This window comes from Pseudoalteromonas sp. P1-16-1b (genome assembly GCF_001401785.1).
Taxonomy (GTDB): domain Bacteria; phylum Pseudomonadota; class Gammaproteobacteria; order Enterobacterales; family Alteromonadaceae; genus Pseudoalteromonas; species Pseudoalteromonas undina.
This window is the reverse complement of sequence record NZ_LKGQ01000028.1, coordinates 1-20335: the sequence shown is the minus strand read 5'-3', so window position 1 is coordinate 20335 and position 20335 is coordinate 1. Positions and strand designations below refer to the sequence as shown.

The 20335-nt window shown below is 40.7% G+C and carries 19 protein-coding genes; 13 read left to right on the top strand and 6 right to left on the bottom strand.

Annotation, left to right across the window (positions count from 1 at the left end; all coding sequences use genetic code 11):
• The 5 genes from clpP to AN392_RS16090 all read left to right on the top strand — a co-directional run bounded on the left by clpP (nucleotide 1) and on the right by AN392_RS16090 (nucleotide 7101).
• On the top strand, nucleotides 1-618 hold the full coding sequence (clpP, locus tag AN392_RS16110; RefSeq protein ID WP_008111041.1) for an ATP-dependent Clp endopeptidase proteolytic subunit ClpP: 618 nt from the start codon (nucleotides 1-3) through the stop codon (nucleotides 616-618).
• Between the two features lie 131 nt (nucleotides 619-749).
• On the top strand, nucleotides 750-2033 hold the full coding sequence (gene clpX / locus AN392_RS16105) for an ATP-dependent protease ATP-binding subunit ClpX (protein ID WP_010388064.1): 1284 nt from the start codon (nucleotides 750-752) through the stop codon (nucleotides 2031-2033).
• Nucleotides 2034-2182: 149 nt separating this feature from the next.
• Complete coding sequence (gene lon / locus AN392_RS16100; protein WP_054202401.1) at nucleotides 2183-4543, top strand: endopeptidase La; 2361 nt, start codon at nucleotides 2183-2185, stop codon at nucleotides 4541-4543.
• 183 nt (nucleotides 4544-4726) lie between these two features.
• Entirely contained in the window at nucleotides 4727-5026 is a 300-nt protein-coding gene (locus AN392_RS16095) for an HU family DNA-binding protein (RefSeq protein ID WP_256872136.1), read from the top strand.
• Nucleotides 5027-5199: 173 nt separating this feature from the next.
• Nucleotides 5200-7101, top strand: coding sequence for a SurA N-terminal domain-containing protein (locus tag AN392_RS16090; RefSeq protein WP_054202402.1), 1902 nt, complete (start codon nucleotides 5200-5202; stop codon nucleotides 7099-7101).
• A gap of 55 nt (nucleotides 7102-7156) precedes the next feature.
• Here AN392_RS16090 and AN392_RS16085 read toward each other — a convergent pair whose 3' ends face one another.
• The 6 genes from AN392_RS16085 to pspF are packed head-to-tail and all read right to left on the bottom strand — an operon-like array spanning nucleotide 7157 to nucleotide 13511.
• Complete coding sequence (locus AN392_RS16085; protein WP_054202403.1) at nucleotides 7157-7918, bottom strand: ATP-binding cassette domain-containing protein; 762 nt, start codon at nucleotides 7916-7918, stop codon at nucleotides 7157-7159.
• Nucleotides 7918-8910 (bottom strand): oligopeptide/dipeptide ABC transporter ATP-binding protein, encoded by a 993-nt coding sequence (locus AN392_RS16080; RefSeq protein WP_010388077.1) that lies wholly within the window; start codon nucleotides 8908-8910, stop codon nucleotides 7918-7920. The genes AN392_RS16085 and AN392_RS16080 overlap by 1 nt, the downstream gene beginning before the upstream one ends.
• Nucleotides 8911-9804 (bottom strand): ABC transporter permease subunit, encoded by an 894-nt coding sequence (locus tag AN392_RS16075; protein WP_010388079.1) that lies wholly within the window; start codon nucleotides 9802-9804, stop codon nucleotides 8911-8913.
• Complete coding sequence (locus AN392_RS16070) at nucleotides 9791-10825, bottom strand: ABC transporter permease subunit (protein ID WP_010388081.1); 1035 nt, start codon at nucleotides 10823-10825, stop codon at nucleotides 9791-9793. Before AN392_RS16070 ends, AN392_RS16075 begins: the two co-directional genes overlap by 14 nt.
• A complete protein-coding gene (locus tag AN392_RS16065; RefSeq protein ID WP_055013263.1) occupies nucleotides 10825-12432 on the bottom strand; it encodes an ABC transporter substrate-binding protein in 1608 nt (535 codons plus the stop codon). The genes AN392_RS16070 and AN392_RS16065 overlap by 1 nt, the downstream gene beginning before the upstream one ends.
• 14 nt (nucleotides 12433-12446) lie before the next feature.
• Entirely contained in the window at nucleotides 12447-13511 is a 1065-nt protein-coding gene (gene pspF / locus AN392_RS16060) for a phage shock protein operon transcriptional activator (RefSeq protein WP_010388085.1), read from the bottom strand.
• Nucleotides 13512-13697: 186 nt separating this feature from the next.
• Here pspF and pspA point away from each other — a divergent pair, with 186 nt between their 5' ends.
• The 8 genes from pspA to AN392_RS16020 all read left to right on the top strand — a co-directional run bounded on the left by pspA (nucleotide 13698) and on the right by AN392_RS16020 (nucleotide 20300).
• Nucleotides 13698-14357 carry a phage shock protein PspA gene (gene pspA, locus AN392_RS16055; protein WP_010388087.1) on the top strand — a complete coding sequence of 220 codons (660 nt, stop codon included), beginning with the start codon at nucleotides 13698-13700 and terminating at the stop codon, nucleotides 14355-14357.
• 63 nt (nucleotides 14358-14420) lie between these two features.
• Nucleotides 14421-14654, top strand: a complete 234-nt coding sequence (pspB, locus tag AN392_RS16050; RefSeq protein ID WP_010388090.1) for an envelope stress response membrane protein PspB — start codon at nucleotides 14421-14423, stop codon at nucleotides 14652-14654.
• Entirely contained in the window at nucleotides 14651-15052 is a 402-nt protein-coding gene (gene pspC, locus AN392_RS16045; RefSeq protein ID WP_010388092.1) for an envelope stress response membrane protein PspC, read from the top strand. Before pspB ends, pspC begins: the two co-directional genes overlap by 4 nt.
• A 63-nt stretch (nucleotides 15053-15115) precedes the next feature.
• A complete protein-coding gene (locus AN392_RS16040) occupies nucleotides 15116-16534 on the top strand; it encodes a YcjX family protein (protein WP_055013262.1) in 1419 nt (472 codons plus the stop codon).
• Nucleotides 16531-17556, top strand: coding sequence for a TIGR01620 family protein (locus AN392_RS16035; RefSeq protein WP_055013261.1), 1026 nt, complete (start codon nucleotides 16531-16533; stop codon nucleotides 17554-17556). Before AN392_RS16040 ends, AN392_RS16035 begins: the two co-directional genes overlap by 4 nt.
• 145 nt (nucleotides 17557-17701) lie before the next feature.
• On the top strand, nucleotides 17702-18883 hold the full coding sequence (gene megL / locus AN392_RS16030; protein ID WP_055013260.1) for a methionine gamma-lyase: 1182 nt from the start codon (nucleotides 17702-17704) through the stop codon (nucleotides 18881-18883).
• A gap of 238 nt (nucleotides 18884-19121) precedes the next feature.
• Complete coding sequence (phhA, locus tag AN392_RS16025; RefSeq protein WP_008111003.1) at nucleotides 19122-19919, top strand: phenylalanine 4-monooxygenase; 798 nt, start codon at nucleotides 19122-19124, stop codon at nucleotides 19917-19919.
• Between the two features lie 36 nt (nucleotides 19920-19955).
• Complete coding sequence (locus AN392_RS16020) at nucleotides 19956-20300, top strand: 4a-hydroxytetrahydrobiopterin dehydratase (RefSeq protein WP_055013259.1); 345 nt, start codon at nucleotides 19956-19958, stop codon at nucleotides 20298-20300.
• The last annotated feature ends 35 nt before the right edge of the window (nucleotides 20301-20335 follow it).

Here is a 20335-nt window from a genome sequence, read left to right as displayed (position 1 = left end):
ATGAACACTGGTATGACAGATCCCCTAAACGCATTAGTACCAATGGTTGTTGAGCAAACAGCTAAAGGCGAGCGCTCGTTTGATATTTATTCGAGACTATTAAAAGAGCGTATTATCTTTTTAACGGGCCAAGTTGAAGACAACATGGCAAATCTGATTTTAGCGCAAATGCTTTTCTTAGAATCAGAGAACCCAGATAAAGATATCTTCTTATATATCAATTCACCGGGTGGCTCGGTCACTGCGGGAATGGCTATTTACGATACAATGAATTTCATCAAACCTGATGTAAGTACTATTTGTGTGGGCCAAGCGGCTAGCATGGGTGCGTTTTTACTATCTGGTGGTGCTAAGGGTAAACGTTTTTGTTTACCTAATTCACGTGTAATGATTCACCAACCATTAGGTGGATTCCAAGGTCAAGCATCTGATTTTGAAATACACGCGAAAGAAATCCTGTCTATTAAAGACAAATTAAATCGCTTAATGGCTGAGCATACTGGCCAACCGCTTGATGTTGTTTCACGTGATACAGATCGTGATAACTTTATGAGTGCAAGCCAAGCTGTAGATTACGGTATTGTTGACTCAGTATTTACTAATCGCGGTAGCAAGTAAGTATGCCTGCAAGCAGTAATGCTTGCTAATGAGAGTTACTATGCGAAAAAGCCTAAATTTTGGTATAGTTAAAGCGTATTAAAATAGCCACCAAGACTTTGGTGGCCAACGTAATAAAATGAGGTAGCTGAATGTCTGACACTCCTACAGACGGCGACAAAAGTAATAAATTGTTATACTGCTCTTTTTGCGGCAAAAGCCAGCATGAAGTTCGAAAATTAATTGCAGGACCTTCAGTATACGTTTGTGATGAATGTGTAGAGCTGTGTAATGATATTATCAGGGAAGAAATTAAAGACATCGCGCCTAAGCATGATGCCGCTGACAAATTACCTGTGCCAAAAGAAATTCGTAACCACTTAGACGACTACGTAATTGGCCAAGAGCATGCGAAAAAAGTGTTGTCTGTAGCGGTTTACAATCACTACAAGCGTTTACGCAACCAATCAACTAAACAAGACGTTGAACTAGGTAAAAGTAATATTTTATTAATTGGTCCAACGGGGAGTGGTAAAACACTACTAGCTGAAACGTTAGCACGTTTGCTAGATGTGCCGTTTACAATGGCCGATGCCACCACGTTAACCGAAGCCGGTTATGTGGGTGAAGATGTTGAAAACATCATTCAAAAGCTTTTACAAAAATGTGACTACGACGTAGAAAAAGCACAACGTGGTATTGTTTACATTGATGAAATTGACAAAATTTCACGTAAATCAGATAACCCATCAATCACCCGTGATGTATCAGGTGAAGGTGTACAACAAGCCTTACTGAAATTGATTGAAGGTACCGTTGCTTCTGTTCCGCCACAAGGTGGACGTAAACATCCACAGCAAGAGTTCCTACAAGTAGACACTTCTAAAATTCTGTTTATTTGTGGTGGTGCATTTGCTGGTCTTGATAAAGTTATTGAACAGCGTAGCCACAAAAATACTGGCATTGGTTTTGGCGTTAACGTTAAAGAGTCGGCAGCGAGTCGCTCTTTAAGTGAAACATTTAAAGATGTTGAGCCAGAAGATTTAGTAAAATATGGTTTAATTCCAGAGTTTATTGGCCGTTTACCTGTTGTTGCTACATTGACTGAACTTGATGAAGCTGCACTGGTACAAATTTTAAGTGAGCCTAAAAACGCTATTACTAAGCAATTTTCAGTATTGTTTGGGATGGAAGACGTTGAGCTTGAATTTCGTGATGATGCACTACGTGCTATTGCTCACAAAGCAATGGAACGTAAAACCGGTGCACGTGGCCTGCGTTCAATCGTAGAAGGTGTATTGCTTGATACTATGTATGAGCTGCCTTCAATTGATAACGTAAGTAAAGTGGTTGTTGATGAAACCGTTATTAAAGGTGAGTCTGATCCAATCTTGATTTATGACAGCAGTAATCAAGAACAAGCCGCAGCAGATTAAATTCTGAGCAAGTTGTAAAAAAAAGGAGCCAATGGCTCCTTTTTTTATAATTAATTTAATCGAGTTGGCAAAAATTGTTGAACTTTAATTAGGTTATCCCCATATACTTGAGTAATCTTTAAATAAATGAAGTGCAAAGAGAAAATACAATGACGCTTGAGAGAAACGATCGAGTCGAAATCCCTGTGCTAGCACTGCGCGATGTAGTGGTGTATCCACACATGGTGATCCCGCTTTTTGTAGGCCGTGAAAAATCAATAAAATGCCTTGAAGCGGCAATGGATAAAGACAAACAAATTTTCTTAGTTGCACAAAAAGATGCAACTGTAGACGAGCCTGAGAAAGACGATATTTATCGTGTAGGGACAATTGCGACTGTACTTCAATTATTAAAGCTACCCGATGGTACAGTAAAAGTATTAGTTGAAGGCACGCAGCGTGCAAATATCGAAGAGTTTATTGATAACGAAGATTTCTTTGTTGCCAATGCTCAGTTTATTGAATCTGATTCAGTAAACGAGCAAGAACAAGATATTTTTATTCGCAGTGCATTAAGCCAGTTTGAAGGCTACGTAAAATTAAATAAAAAAATCCCACCTGAAGTAATGACTTCGGTCTCTGGTATTGATGAGCCAGCGCGTCTTGCTGATACCATGGCTGCGCACATGCCATTAAAAGTGCCTGAAAAACAAAAAGTACTTGAAATATCAAGTGTTACGGAGCGCTTAGAGTACTTAATGGCGTTGATGGAAGGTGAAATAGACTTACTGCAAGTTGAGAAAAAAATTCGTACCCGCGTTAAAAAGCAGATGGAAAAATCGCAGCGTGAGTATTACCTCAATGAGCAAATGAAAGCGATTCAAAAAGAGCTTGGCGAAATTGACGATGTGCCAGATGAATTCGAAGCGCTAAAAAAACGCATCGAAGAGTCAGGTATGCCTAACGAAGCGAAAGAAAAAGCCACGGCAGAGTTCAACAAACTTAAAATGATGTCGCCTATGTCGGCAGAAGCTAGTGTTGTTCGCTCATACATAGATACGTTAATCAACGTACCGTGGAAAAAACGCTCTAAAGTGAAAAAAGATTTAGCAGGCGCGCAAAAAATACTAGATAGCGATCACTACGGGCTTGATAAAGTTAAAGAGCGTATTATTGAATACCTCGCGGTACAGCAGCGTACTAATAAGCTTAAAGGGCCTATTTTGTGTTTAGTTGGGCCGCCAGGGGTAGGTAAAACTTCTCTTGGGCAATCTATTGCGCGTTCAACTGGCCGTAAGTACATTCGTATGGCACTGGGTGGTGTACGTGATGAAGCTGAGATACGTGGTCACCGTCGTACTTATATTGGCTCTATGCCTGGTAAATTGATTCAAAACATGACTAAAGTGGGCGTTAAAAACCCGTTATTCTTGTTAGATGAAATTGATAAAATGTCAGCGGATATGCGTGGAGACCCTGCATCAGCTTTACTTGAAGTACTTGATCCTGAGCAAAACAGCCATTTTGCTGATCATTACTTAGAAGTCGATTACGACTTATCTGATGTAATGTTTGTTGCTACCTCTAATAGCTTTAATATTCCTGGGCCTTTATTGGACCGTATGGAAGTTATTCGTTTAGCCGGTTATACCGAAGATGAAAAATTAAATATAGCTAAAGAACATTTAATTCCAAAGCAAGTTAAGCGTAATGGCTTAAAAGAGAAAGAAGTTGAAATTGCTGACAGTGCCATTATCGGTATTATTCGATATTACACGCGTGAAGCGGGCGTTCGTAACTTAGAGCGTGAAGTGTCTAAATTATGCCGTAAAGCGGTTAAAAATATCTTAATGGAAAAAGACACCAAAACGGTCACTATCGATGCAGATAATCTTGAAGAGTACTTAGGTGTGCAACGCTTTGATTACGGTAAAGCAGAAGATGGCGACCGTATTGGCCAAGTAACTGGCCTAGCATGGACAGAAGTAGGCGGAGACTTACTAACGATTGAATGTGCTGCAGTACCAGGTAAAGGCAAATTGACTTACACCGGCTCGTTAGGCGATGTAATGCAAGAGTCGATTCAAGCGGCAATGACTGTTGTGCGTAATCGTGCTGATGAGCTACGTATTAATAGCGACTTTTATGAAAAACGTGATATTCACGTGCATGTACCTGAGGGCGCAACTCCTAAAGATGGTCCAAGTGCGGGTATCGCAATGGTTACTTGTTTGGTTTCAAGCCTAACGGGTAATCCAGTGCGCTCTGATGTGGCCATGACGGGTGAGATTACCCTACGTGGTGAAGTACTGCCAATTGGTGGTTTAAAAGAGAAATTATTAGCGGCTCACCGAGGTGGTATTAAAACGGTGGTGATCCCTAAAATTAACGAACGTGACTTAAAAGAGATACCTGATAACGTATTGGCGGGTCTTGAGATTCACCCAGTTACGTGGATTGACGAAGTATTAAAGCTTGCTTTAGTGCATCCAGTTGATAGTTTTTCAGTCGAAACACCAAAAAAGCAGTAAAAAAGCCAAAAAAAGTGCTTTTAGGGGCTTTTCAAATCTAAACGGTATGATAAGTTAAGCACTGGTTTTCAAGCCTAGCCCTTGCAGGGCCTAGGCTTAAGAAAAATATAATCATATGAGCTTTAAAAAAATTGCTCAAAAATTTCAAAACAGTGATGTTAGTTTAAAAAACAATCGCTCTTGATAACAACAATGAAAGAGGATGATATTGTGAATAAATCTCAATTAATCGATCAAATCGCAGCTGATGCTGACATTTCTAAAGCGGCTGCAGGTCGTGCACTAGATTCATTCATCGAATCTGTATCTGGCGCGCTAAAAGATGGCGACTCAGTTGCACTTGTTGGTTTTGGTACTTTCTCTGTACGTGAGCGTGCTGCTCGTGCAGGTCGTAACCCACAAACTGGTGAAACGATTCAAATTGCTGCAGCTAACATCCCAGCTTTCAAAGCCGGTAAAGCGCTTAAAGACGCAGTAAACTAATCATTGTGTAAACAATTTAGTTATGGCGAGTAAAGATACGCTTAATTATTGCAATCGATAAATTAAGTTACTTCACCGCCAGTTACTTCAAGTGAAAAAGCGTATCTGGTAAGATACGCTTTTTTTACATATGACAAGGTAGAAAATACCTTGCTCAGAAAAGAGATAAACAAATGCTTGAGAAAATCAGAGAAGGTTCGCAAGGGCCGGTAGCCAAAGTCATTTTAGGCGCGGTGATTTTATCTTTTGCCTTAGCTGGGATCGGTAGTTACTTAGGTCAAACCACAGAACAACCCGTTGCTGAAGTAAATGGAATTAAAATTAGCCAAACAGAATTTAGCCGTGCGTTTCAAAATGAACGTAGCCGCTTAGAACAACAATTTGGTGAGTACTTTACCCAAATAGCAGCTGATCCAACTTACATGGCTCAAATCCGTCAAGGTGTGATTGACCGTTTAGTACAACAAGAATTACAAAGTCAGTTAGCTGCCGAGCTTGGTTTGCGCGTAAGTGATGAAAGCGTTCGTAAAACAATTTTAGAGCTACCTTATTTTAAAATTGGCGACAAGTTTAATAACGACCGTTATTTACAAGTTATTCGTCAAATGAATTTTCAACCTGACGCATTTCGTGAATACCTGCGTGATGATATGACGCGTAGCCAGTTAGTATCTGCCGTTGCGGGTACTGATTTTGCGCTGCCAAATGAGCTTAAATCAGCCATTGCGTTGCAACAGCAAACACGAAGCATTGATTATTTAGTAATTGATAAACAAGCAATGCAAGCTGATGTTGAAGTTACAGAGCAAGAAGTTGCTGATTACTATGAATTAAACGCAGGTCAATTTTTATCACCTGAATTAATTTCAGTTAATTATATCGAACTAAATGCTGATGATATTGATGTTGCATCGGTAAGCGAAGACGATGTAAAAGCATATTACGAGCAGAGTAAAGCGCAATATGTTGAACCAGAAAAGCGTCGTGTGTCGCATATTCTAATCGACAATAGCGAAGATGATGATGCGGCTAAAGCGAAAGCTGAGTCGTTACTTGCCCAGCTTAACGCTGGTGCTGATTTTGCTGAGCTAGCAGAGACATCGTCAGATGACATTGTTAGTGCAGAAATGGGTGGCGATTTAGAGTGGATTGAACGTGATGTTATGGAACCAGCATTTGAAGATGCAGCGTTCGCATTGCAAAACAAAGGTGATTACTCTGACGTTGTTGCCTCTGAGTTTGGTTATCACATCATCAAACTGACTGATCTACAAACTCAACAAGTTAAACCGTTTGATGAGGTTAAAGCTGACCTACGTGCTGAACTTGAGCAAGCTGAAAAAGTAGATGCGTTTTACGAGAAGCAAACAGAAATGGGGGCATTAGCCTTTGAGATTTCTGATCGCTTAGACGATGCTGCTGAAGTGGCGGGTGTAGAAGTACAATCTACTTCTTTACTAGCGCTTAGCGCGCTTCCTGAGCCGCTTAATAACCCAGCGGTTGTGACTGCTTTATCATCAGTTGAACTGTTAGAAGATAAAGTCAATTCAGAAGTAATTGAGCTTGGTAATGAGCACGTGATTGTCGTGCGTGTAAATGAGCACCAACCTGCGGCAACGAAAGCATTAAGCGAGGTAAGTGAGCAAATTAAAACACGCTTAATGAATGAAAAGGCATCAGACCTTGCGAAAGAAAAAGCACGCACGTTATTTGCACAAGTAAAAGAAGGCAAGAGCTTAAACGATGTGGCTGCTGAGCAATCACTAAACGTTCGTCAAGAGTCGCAACTAACTCGTGAAAGCTTTGCTGTTTCACCTGCTATCGTTACCCAAGTATTCAAGATGGCACATCCTAGTGATGCGGCTGTATATGATATGGTTAACTTAAATAATGGTGATGCAGCGATTGTTGCGCTTAAAGCGGTAAATGATGCACCAGTGAGTGACAACATTGAGCCACAAATGAAGCAAAACATTACTATGGCGCAAGCGCAGAAAAACTATACGGTATTCATTGAATCGCTTAAGCAACAAGCAGAGCTGAATGTACCAAAAGCAGCTCAAGCAGCTGAATAAGTAATAGCTAAATTAAAAAAGGCGCCAATTGGCGCCTTTTTTGTTTGTTTAGACATTAACAACTCAATAAGCGCTGAGTAACCTTTGATTGCGGGTTTTGAAAAATAGTTTCTGTAGCGCCGTATTCAACAATCTCACCCTTATTGAGTACCACTAACTGGTCGCTAATATGGCGCACTAAACTTAAATGATGGGTGATCAAAATATAGGTTAATCCAGTTTCAAGCTGTAGTTTAAGTAATAGATTTACTATTTGCGCTCTTACAGAAGGGTCAAGCGATGAAAGTGCCTCATCGAGTACAACAACCTTAGGATCTAATATAAGCGCGCGAGCGAGCGCTACACGCTGTAATTGCCCCACACTAAACATATGCGGATAGTATTGCTGATGATCGACCAGTAGACCCACTTTAAGCAGCGTACTACCAATTTTTTCACTACGTTGAGTTTTATCAAAATCAGTATTGAACTTTAGGCAATCATCGAGCATTTCAGCAATGGTCACTGCTGGATTTAATGAGGTGGCGGAGTCTTGAAAAATCATTCGGATATAACGACACTGGGCATCACGATTACCATTGTTTTCTATAGTGTTATTCTCTAATAATATCTGCCCGCTATCGGCACTGTATGCACCCACTAATAATTTAGCCAGGGTACTTTTTCCTGAGCCTGTTTCACCAATAATGGCAATTGTTTCACCTTTACCAATACAAAATGAGATGTTTTTTAAAACATCAAACTTTTTACGGCTAAACAGACCCGCGCGCATGTTAAAGGTTTTTGATAAGGCTTGAACTTTTAACAGTGGCTGCATTATTTTATTTCCTTGATCAGCGGGAAGTGACAGGCGTAGCTATGACCATGATGCTTTGAAAGTTTAGGCGCAACCACACATTCTTTTTGTGCTTGTGGGCAACGTGGACCGAGTCGACAACCAATCGGTAAATGTTGTAATGTTGGAATAGTGCCTTTAAGCGCATAAAAGGGTTCTTTATGGGCTAAACCATGCTCATAATCGGGCAGGCTTTTTAGTAAAGCCTGCGTATAAGGATGGCGAGGTTGGCTAAAAATACGGTGTGTTGGACCTGCTTCAACCATTTGACCGCAGTACAACACATGAATACCATGCGACCAATTAACAATTTCTTCCAGCTCATGAGAGATCATCAAAATAGACATGTTCTTTAGCTGATTTAAACTTTTTAATAACCTAAACACCTGTGCACGGGTGGTGCTTTCTAGTGCGGTTGTTGGCTCATCTGCAATTAACAACTTAGGTGTGCGGGCAATCGCCATGGCTATCATGACCTTTTGGCATACGCCCTCAGAGAGCTCATGCGGGTAACTATCAAGCACTGCTTCATGATTTTTAATACCTACTTTATGTATTAAGGCTTTAACACGGTCTTTACGTTCACGGTTGCGTTTTAAGAAAAACCCTTTAGCAGCCACTTCAGGCAGTGTTTCAGCGATTTGGTTAAATATTTTAGCAGTAGGATCTAGACAGCGACTGGGGTCTTGGTAAATCATCGCAATGTCTTGGCTAACTGTTTTACGGCGTTGCTCTGGTGTTAAGCGCATTAAGTCAACACCACGCCAATGCATTCTATCTGCGGTTATCACCCAGCGCTCATTAAGCACGCCGACGATGGCTTTTGCAATTAAGCTTTTGCCAGAGCCTGATTCGCCCACTAAAGCGTGTACTTCACCTTCTTTTAAACTAAAGCTTACGCGATCAACAGCACGAATGGCGGTTTCGGAAGTTTGAAGTTCAATGGTTAAATTTCGAATATCTAGTAACTGCATCTAATCGGCCTTACGCGCTTGTAAAACTTTGCGAAGTCCATCGCCCACTAAGTTTGTTGAAAGAACCGCTAAAAATAACAGGACGCCCGGCAATGCTACCGTCCAAGGTGCTAAATATATAAGTCCTAAGTTCTCTGCTAAAATTGCGCCCCATTCAGTAGTCGGCGGCTGTGCACCCAGTTTTAAAAACCCTAATGCCGCAATATCTAAAATAGCAGTAGAAAGCGCCATCGTAAAAATAACCACAATATATTCATACACATTAGGAAAAATCCCGCGTGATAAAATATGCCATTTAGAGGCGCCATCTAAGCGGTAGGCTGTAACATAATCTTTGCCAAGTTCGTCAACTATCAGGTTTCTAATTGAATGAATAAACTGGGGTAATAAGGCCAAAATAATTGCCCATACGGTATTCATTAATCCAGGACCGAGTATGGCAATAATAATGATGGCCAGTAACAATGAGGGAATTGACAGCGTTACATCCAGTAAGTGGTTCAAAAAACTAGAACGTATGCCTTTACTGATCCCTGCAAAGGTACCTACCAACACACCAATAACAGTTGTGATCAGTGCAGCCACAACCGATAACCCGAACGTATATGTGGCGCCATTCATTAAACGAGACAGCACATCTCGGCCTAAATCATCGGTGCCAAGTATAAACCGCACATCGCCCATTTCATTCCACGAGGGAGGCAGTAATAGTGCATCACTGTGCTGTTGATTTACCCCATAAGGCGCAAGAAAAGGCGCGGTAGCCGCTAACAGGCTAAAGGCAATAAACACCCATAAACCAACCAGTGCAGGGTGGTTATTTTTAAACTTTCGCCAGAGTCTCGCTAATGGCGATTTATTTGAATCTTCTGAAAATAAGTTAAACTTTGCCATGCGCTTGGTTCCGAGACAGAGGATCGAGTAGGGTGTAGGTCAGTTCGGCCATAATTGTGGCAATAATAATAAATAAAGAGACGGCCATTAACCCACCTTGTATGGCGGGATAATCACGTTGATAAATACTGTCTATTAACCAGCGACCGATCCCAGGCCACGAAAAAATAACTTCAGTGATCATCGCTAGGGTGATCAAGGTACTAAACTGCAAACCTATTTGTTTTATAACCGGTAGTAAGGCATTTCTTAGGGCGTGATGAATAATAAGCTGCCCACGAGTAAGCCCTTTGGCGCGAGCTGTTTTAATGAAGTTTTGATCCATCACTTTTAACATCGATTCGCGAGTAAAGCGCACTAATACCGTGGTTGGATACATAGCAAGTACAATAGTAGGTAAAGTAAGGTGATGCAGCGCATCTAACATGGCCAAACCATTGTAAGGAAAATCAGCGAGTAAAATATCAAGTAAAATAAATCCTGTGCTCGCGGGTATCTCATACAACAAGCTCACTCGCCCCGACATGGGAAACCAGCCAAGCTTGAGCGAAAAAATCATAATTAATAATAATGCCAGCCAAAAAATCGGCATAGAATAGCCAATCATCGCTGTAGAGCTAATAAATTTATCAGGCCATTGTTTATTATATGCCGATGCTAAAATACCGACAGGCACACCCACTACCACCGAAATAAATAACGCATAGATACTTAGCTCTAACGTTGCAGGAATTAAATCAACCACATGGGCGAAAACACTGCTCCCCGAGGCGAATGACATTCCCCAATCCCCTTGTAAAATTCGTCCTACAAAGGCGATGTACTGCATAAAGTAGTTACTGTTAAATAAGTACTTTTCTTCTAACTGCGCATTTTGGGTAAAGTTAGTGTCAGGTATGCCGCTTAAGTTACTGAGCGGATCGCCAGGAAATAAATAACTCAACGAAAAGGTAAAAATACTGAGTAGCAACACCATAAAAAATAACAGTCCGAGGCGGCGTAAAATATAATCTAAGATCATTATTTTTTCCTCGCGTTAGCCAACGAAATAGCACCGAATGGCCCTAAGGTAATGCCCTCAACATCTGCGCTACTTGCTTGAAAACGCATGCCATGGGCAATTGGCAGTAAAGGCAATTGTTTGATGATCATGCTTTGTGCTGCGTCGTAATATTGTTTACGTAAATTTAAATCTGTGGTGTCTAACGCTTTGGTTAGCAGTAAATCAAATTCAGGGTTACACCAGTTTGCAGGGTTTTTGCCGCTGAATGTCGCAGTACAACTTAATAATGGGCTAAAAAAGTTATCGGGATCAGGCGTATCAGCTGCCCAACCTAATAACACACTGTCGTGGCGATGCTCTCCAATACGTTGAATAAAGGTGTTCCACTCATATTCTACAATATTTACATTAACGCCAATTTTGCGTAAATCACTTTGCATTAGCTCAGCCATTTTGCGGGCGTTGGGGTTATAAATACGGCTTACCGGCATAGCCCAAATGCTCATATCAAAGCCTTTTGGAAAACCTGCTTCAGTTAATAATTTTTTTGCTAACTGTGGGTCAAAAATAGGCATGTTTTTTTGTAGTTCAAATGCCCATGACGTAGGCGGAAGAATAGATTGTGCACGCAGTCCATTCCCGTAATATACCGCTTGCATTATTTTATCTATATCAATGGCATGAACCAATGCTTGACGTACTTTTAAGTTATTAAACGGTGGACGCTCGGTATTAAATGCCCAGTAACCAATATTTAAGTTAGTTTCTCTTTCAACGTTAATATCATCACGCTGCGCTAAAATACTTAATTGGGCACTACTCGGGTGTGCGGTTACATCACACTCTTTGGTCAATATTTTAGCGATACGGGTGGTACCATTTGGGGTAATGTCGTACACCAATTGCTCAAGGGCAACCTCATGCTTCCAATAATCAGCGTTTTTATAAAAGCGCACTAAATGATCGCGTCGGTACTCTTTATAAATATAGGGGCCTGTGCCAATCGGGTATTGATCAAATAGGTTTTCTTGATTATTAGCTTTGAGTGCCATGGCATATTCTTTAGAGAGCACGACAGCAAAATCGGTCGCCATATTGGCTAAAAAGCTGCTTTCGGCGTTAAATAACTCAAACCGGACTTGGTGATCAGAGACTCTAACAATTTTACGAATTAGCTGGTCAATCCCCACACTTTGAAAGTAAGGGTAATTAGCATCGCCAATAAAGTGATAAGGATTATAAACGTCGAATAATCGACTAAAAGTAAATATTACATCATCAGCGTTAAATTCACGGCTAGGAGTAAAATAAGAGGTGGTATGAAACTTAACTCCTTTGCGCAAAGTGAAGGTAACCGATTTACCGTCTTTACTGATTTTCCAATCAGTGGCAAGTTCACTCTTAAATTCGGCGGTCACGGGGTCAATACTAATTAACCGGTCGTATAACTGGTTAGCAATAATATCGATAGTTGATCCTGTTGTTGTGACTTGTGGGTTAAACGACACAGGATTAGCCTCGGCGCAATAAACGAGGCCTTGGTTTTTTTCTTCTAAGATTTCTTCTTTACTATCAATGCAACCTACTAAGCTCAATGATATTAAAGCAAGTAATAATTTATGCACCCGCACAACCTCTACTATTCTAGCAAATTGTATTTTTTCAAATAACCACGTAGTTGATGATACGTTAAACCAAGTACTTCTGCAGTCTTCTTTTGATTAAATTGGCTATGTTCTAATGCTTTTTTTATCAATGTAATTTCAAATTCATTAGAGAGCGTTTTTAAGTCGCATGGAAACTCAGGTTCTTTGGTACTTGAACTCAATGCTACAGGCGCTTCTATAGGCTGTGCATGAGTAGTCGGTTCAGATTGTATTATAGCAGGTGCTTGTGCATGTTTTATGCGGGCTTTAGGTCTAAAGCGACTTTCGAATGGGTCTAAAATAATTTTATGTACAGGAATATGTTCATTGCCGTGCCGATACAGACTTCGTTCTACCACATTTTTAAGTTCACGGACATTACCCGGCCACTCATAACTGAGTAAACTTTCTTGTGCACTGCGGGTAAAACCACTAAATAGCTCCCACTCAAGGTCTCGTGCCATGTTCATCGCAAACTGTTCAGCCAGCAACATAATGTCATCTTGACGTTCACGCAGTGGCGGTAAGGTGATCACATCAAACGCGAGTCTATCGAGTAAATCACTTCTAAATTCACCTTGTTGTGCTAAATGGGGTAAGTCTTCATTGGTTGCACAGACTAAGCGAGTGTCTACTTTAACGGTTTGCTTGCCGCCAACACGTTCAAACTCACCATACTCAATCACTCTTAATAGCTTTTCTTGCACCATGGCAGAGGTATTTGCTAACTCATCTAAGAACAAGGTACCACTATTGGCGCGCTCAAAGCGGCCTTCATGGCGTTTACTTGCGCCTGTGAAAGCGCCACTTTCATGACCAAATAATTCACTCTCGAGCAGGTTTTCGTTCAATGCCGCACAGTTAAGCTTGACGTAACTTTGATCCCAGCGTTTGGATAAAAAGTGTAAACGTGCTGCAATTAGCTCTTTACCGGTACCACGTTCACCAATAATAAGTACGGGTTTATCTAGGTTAGCCAGTTGCGAAACCTGATCAAGTACCGATAAAAAGCTGTCTGATTGGCCAAGTAAATTGTCCTGTTGGCGATATTGACTCATATTTCCTAACTCTTAGTCATTTTTACTAACAGTTAGTGTATTTCATTATGGCGGATAACAAAAGTAATTTGTAATTTACATTTAACATATTGAAAATAAATGGTATTTTAAAAATATAAAAGTTGGCAAGCATATTGATACTAATAAAAGCAGACACATTTAGATTAAATAATAGAGGTATATGTTATGGGAATTTTTTCACGTTTTGCAGACATTGTTAATTCTAATATCAATGCCATTTTAGATAAAGCAGAAGATCCTGAAAAAATGGTTCGTCTTATTATCCAAGAGATGGAAGATACACTTGTAGAGGTACGCTCTACGTCAGCAAAAACCCTTGCTGAGAAAAAAGAATTAGTACGTCGCGTAGATACACTAAAAGCCCAAGTAAGCGATTGGCAAGACAAAGCCGAATTAGCACTGAGCAAAGATCGTGATGATTTAGCTCGCTCAGCTTTACTTGAAAAGCAAAAATCAGCAGATGCAGTCGCTGCAGTAGAAAGTGAACTTGATCATGTAGAATCTCATATCGAGAAACTACAGCAAGAAGTGACTACGCTACAAGAGAAACTAGCGGATGCTAAAGCACGTCAAAAAGCGATTATTTTACGTCAACGCTCGGCTGAGTCGCGCCTTGAGGTTAAAAAAGCACTTGATAGTTCTAAAGTAGATGATGCACTTAATCGTTTTGAACGTTACGAAACCAAAATTGATGGGCTAGAATCTCAAATAGAGTCTTATGATTTGGGTAAACAAACGTTAGCAGATGAAATTGCTGATTTACAAAAGAATGAAAAAATTGACGACGAGTTAGCTGAACTTAAAAAGAAACTCTCGAATAAATAAATATAAAACAGGGGCCTTGTGCCCCTGACATCAACATTGAATACGGATTGTCAGGAGAGGATTATGTTTGATCCAGAGATACTAATTGCACCCTTTATCTTGTTTATGATTTTTGTTGCACCACTGTGGTTAATTTTACACTATCGAAGCAAAAAGCAGGTAAGCCAAGGGTTAAGCGAGCATGAGCATCACCAGTTATTAGAACTTGCTCAAAAAGCTGAAAAAATGACTGATAGAATCGAGACATTAGAAGCTTTACTTGATCAAGAGTCACCACAGTGGAGACAAAAAGTATGAACACCAAACGCGAATTATTAAGAGACCCACAACGCGGTAAAATTGCCGGTGTATGTGCGGGATTAAGTGACTACTTTAATATGGAGTTATGGTTAGTTCGCATTATTTTTGTTAGTGCTGTACTACTAACCGGTGGCCCATTATTTGTGGTAGCGTATATTGCAGCGTGGTTTATTTTAGATAAAAAACAACCCAGTACTGTAAATAAAACACAATCAACCTATGGCGGTGATCCACTAGAAGTAAAATTTAAAGTATGGCAAAAAGGCGAGCCACCGCGTCGTGCGCTTCAAGACTTAAAAGAGCGATTGACCCGTGTAGATAGCCGCCTTCAAAACATGGAACGCTACGTTACTTCAAGCGAGTTTACGGTCAGCCGTGAAATTAATAAACTTTAAGGGATTAATAAGCACCTTGTTTGCAGCCTGATCAATGACGGCAACTAAGGTGCAAAACACTTTATGAGCCAATCATTTGCAAAAAAGACCTTCAAAAGCGTTAAAGGCAAAGCACAAAAAGCCCTGCATCGTAGTTTAGATCAACACGTTAAACTTGCCGTAACAGGGCTGAGCGGCAGTGGTAAAACGGCGTTTATTAGCGCGTTAGTTAAGCATTTAACCTCTCAGGCGAATGACAACAACTTACCTTTTTTCGATGTAATGCGTGAACACCGCCACATTGCTACTAAAATTGTGCCGCAAGAGGCATTAAATGTTCCCACTTTTGATTACAACCGCGCAATAAGTGCTTTACTACCAAGTGAAGGCGACCCTGCATGGCCCGCTTCTACCGAGCGAATAAATACTTTACGTTTGGCGATTAAATATCAAAGTAACGCGGGTCTGCGCGGTCATTTCTCACCACAATCGACGCTGTATTTAGATATTATTGACTATCCTGGTGAGTGGTTGCTTGACCTACCTATGCTCGCGCAAAGCTTTGAGCAATGGTGCGAGCAACAATATCCATTGCTAAGCCAAACGCCACGTAACCAAAGCTCAGCTGAATTTTTGCAATCCATAGAGCAGCTTGATTTAGATGCACCGGTAGATGAAAACGCACTGGCTGATATTGCAAAATGTTATCAAACCATGTTGGTAGGGCTAAAAAAAGACACTAAGCTTGCCATGTTACAGCCAGGGCGAATGTTAATGCCGGGCGACTTGCAAGGTGCACCATTATTATTATTTTTTCCAATTAGTCCTGAAAAAATCAGTGACGATGTAGTAGCAGGTTCTAACTTAGCGCATTTAATTAAACGTTTTGATGCTTACGTAAAAGAAGTCGTTAAACCTTTTTATAATGAGCATTTTCGCCATTTTGACCGTCAAATCGTCTTGGTAGATGTACTGAGTGCATTAAATGAAGGTTATGAAACGTTGGCTGAGCAAAGTCGAGTGATCAATCAGTTATTGTCACACTTTAGCTATGGTGATTCTGGTTTTTTTAAACGCTTGTTTAAACCTAATATAGATAAAATATTATTTGCTGCTAATAAGTCCGATCACATCAGTGCGAAGCATCACAAAGATCTTGCATTGTTACTCGATTCGTTAGTTAAAGAGCAAAGCAATCACTTAAAATTTGATGGGGTTAAAATAGAAACACTGGCGATGTCATCAATTGCTGCTACTGTATCCCGCCAAGTGGTTGATAAGGGGCAAACACTCGACTGTATCTATGGCAAGCCATTAAATGAACAACAGTGGTTAACTTACCTGCCTCCTCAGCCGCCGAGCAGAATGCTCAATAAAAGTGAGTGGCCAGCACATGGGTTTGAGTTTTTATCATTTGCACCTATGCCAAGCCCAGATCAACAGCTTAAGCACATTCGCTTAGACCATGTGATGCAGTACTTGTTAGGAGATAAGTTAACATGAGTGAGTCAACACACCAATTTCAGGCTGGGCGTCGTATTAATGCCCAAAATATTGAGCAAAATGAACCAGATTTATTAGCGGCTAAAGTCATAGAGCAGGGACAAAGTGAGCAGCCTAGCAAAGATAGCGACGAGCTAATTGAACCTGAAATCGATATTGAGCCTGTATATAAAAAGTCTAAGTGGCAAACCCTTAAAGGCCTATTTGCACTGAGCTTTATTGTTTTAATATTACTTGAGTTCGCATTTTCAATTGTATTGGCGTTTCAGCAGTCAGTTATTTTAGGTGGGGTGTACTTAACCGCTGTAATAACCGGTGTACTACTGATATCGCGTTTATTGTGGCGTGAATATAGAATGTTACGCAGCTTAAAGCGTAATCAGCTGCACCGCCATGAAGCTAACCGTTTGCTCAATAGTGAGCAGGTAGGCGGGGCGATACCTTGGCTTGAAAAGCTTAATAAACATCAGCAATTAGATAATTTCGAAAACTTTAAAAATCAGGTCGCTACGCACCACAGTGACAAAGAAATAATGTCTCTGTACGCGAATAGCTTACTGATAACGCAAGACAATCAAGCTAAAAAGTTAATAAACCGTTTTGCAACAGAGTCAGCTTTATTAGTTGCTCTAAGCCCAATTGCGCTGGTGGATATGATGGCTGTGCTGTGGCGTGGCACTAAATTAATAGAGCAAATAGGCCGCATATATGGCATTGGCTTTGGTTATGCCAGCCGCATTAAACTTTACCGCATGCTTATTAAGCAAGTAATGTTTGTAGGTAGTGCAGAGCTCGTTTCTGATTTAGCTGCCACGGCACTCAGTGCTGAATTATTAGGAAAGCTTTCAGGGCGAGCTGCACAAGGTGTTAGTGCCGGTATATTTACAGCGCGTATTGGTTACAAAGCTATGGAATTAAGCCGACCCTTACCGCGTCTTGAAAACAAGCGTAGCTTGTTAAAAGGCACAGTCCAAGGGATTGCGAGTAAAATTATGAGCCGTAAGGGAGCTGAAACTAAGTAGTGAGACTTCGTTGGCAATATTTGTGTACAGCTTTTTGGGTAAAGTTTGCACAAATAGCCATCTGAGCATCCGGCATGCTTGTGATTTTAAGTGCGGTGCGTTTTATTTATGCTATTGACACACATAATAAAAACGAGAACACACAATGAGCAAGCATCATCAAAACACCCAATGTATCCATGGCCCACAAAAAGCAAACGACCCCCATGGCGCATTAACCTCACCTTTGTATCAAACGTCTACGTTTCATTTTGAAAGTGCCGCCCAAGGTGCTGCCCGCTTTGCAGGTGAAGAGCCCGGTTATATTTACACGCGTTTAGGTAACCCTACCACTACTGAACTTGAGCAAAAAGTGGCGCAATTAGAAGGCTGTGAGGCCGCCGCCGCCACGGCAACAGGTATGGGGGCTGTATCGGCTTCGGTACTAAGCTTCCTATCGCAAGGCGATCACTTAATTGCATCAAGCGCTCTGTATGGCTGCACTTTTGCTTTTTTTGCGCATATGTTGCCGCGATGGGGAATTGAAGTCACCTTTGTTGATATGACCAATGAAAGTGAACTGCGCGCAGCCATTAAGCCTAACTCAAAAATGATATTTGTAGAAACACCAATCAATCCAACCATGGCAGTGATTGATTTAGCACTTATTGGCGATGTTGCTAAACAGCATAATTTACTGAGTGTGGTCGACAATACGTTTTTAACCCCGCTGCTGCAGTCACCAAAAAAGTACGGTATCGATATTATAATGCATAGCGCGACCAAGTATTTAAATGGTCACGGCGATGTTGTTGCGGGTATTGTGTGTGGTTCACTTGAGCATATTACACAGATTAAAATGACCGTGCTTAAAGATATTGGTGCCACTATTAGTCCACACGATGCGTGGTTAATAAATCGCGGCTTAAAAACTTTAGCTATTCGCATTGAACGCCATTGCCAAAGTGCGCAAACGATTGCTGAGTATTTAGAAGCTCATCCGCAAGTAAATAAAGTGTATTACCCTGGGCTTAAGTCTCACCCGGGTTACAAGTATATTGGTAAGCAAATGAAAGCGGCTGGCGGTGTTATTGCCTTTGAAATTAAAGGGAGCTTAACCGACGGTGAGCATTTTATTGATAGTATGCAACTGTGCACATTAGCGGTTAGCTTAGGCGATGCTGAAACGCTCATTCAACACCCTGCATCAATGACGCATTCGCCATACACTCCCGAAGAAAGACTAGCAGCTGGAATTAGTGATGGTTTAATTCGTTTATCAGTTGGACTTGAAGATGTTAACGATATTATTAACGATCTCAACCAAGCATTTACTAAAATATCTTGAGGTGTAAATTAATGGTTACATTAAATTCTTCCTGTGGGCACTATTAAAAATGGGCTGTGCTTTTATCTTTGCTCTAGTGTAATTTTAAGTTTACGATCTATGTGATCTGCAAAAGTATTGATCTGCGTCAAGCTATTAAACTTTTGTTCACTTTTGCATAGTATGGCTACATCGAATAGCCAAGCATTTGGCTGTTATTTTGACACCGATTTAGGGTTTTATCCCAAAGAAGGTATTTATGGCTAAAGCAAGTAATTACACCTCCAAAACACCTGATGAAAATGGGGTTATACATTGGAGCGATGAAGAAAATAAAATTTGGTCTGAGCTTGTAGCACGCCAACTTGCGTGCATAGAAGGCAAAGCCTGTGATGAGTACATGGAAGGATTGAAAAAAATCAATCTGCCTCATGATCGTATCCCACAGCTGAGTGAGCTAAACGAAGTACTTTTAGCAACCACAGGTTGGCAGGTTGCACCTGTACCTGCACTTATCGATTTTGATGAGTTTTTTAGGTTACTCGCTAACAAGCAATTTCCTGTAGCTACCTTCATTCGTAGCCGTGAAGAATTTGACTACTTACAAGAACCCGATATTTTTCATGAGATATTTGGTCATTGTGCCATGCTAACCAATCCTGACTTTGCAGAATTTACCCATAAGTACGGGCAACTAGGATACGCGGCAGAGAAAAAAGACCGCGTTTATTTAGCGCGCATGTACTGGTTTACCGTTGAGTTTGGTTTGATGCAAACTGAAAAAGGATTACGTATTTACGGTGGCGGTATTTTATCAAGCCCGGGGGAAACCCAATACGTGTATTCAGATACACCAGAGATTAATCCAATGAATGTGCTAGATGTGCTACGTACACCGTACCGTATAGACATTATGCAACCATTGTATTACACGATTAATTCGATTCATGATCTGTTTGAAATATCTCAAATGGATATAATGACTTTAGTTGAGCAAGCTAAATCACTTGGTTTGCACGACCCTAAGTTTCCTCCAAAAGAAAAATTAGCTAGTTAATTTTTGAAAAAAGTAACGCTAAACTAAGGATTTAAAATGTCTTCATTAAGTGCACAAAAATGTGAAGCCTGTCATGCAGATGCGCCAAAAGTATCTGATGCTGAATTGGCTGAATTAATTAAAAAAATCCCTGACTGGGTGCCAGAAGTACGCGACGGTATTATGCAGTTAGAGCGCATTTATAAGTTTAAAAACTTTAAACAAGCCATTGCGTTTACTAATAAGGTAGGTGATATGGCTGAAGACGAAGGGCATCACCCAGGTCTATTAACCGAATGGGGCAAAGTAACCGTGACTTGGTGGAGCCATTCAATTAAAGGTCTGCATAAAAATGACTTCATTTGCGCTGCTAAAACAGATGATGTATTTAACGCGCTGTAATTAATTAGATTTGAGTAAATAAAAAGGCACTTTAC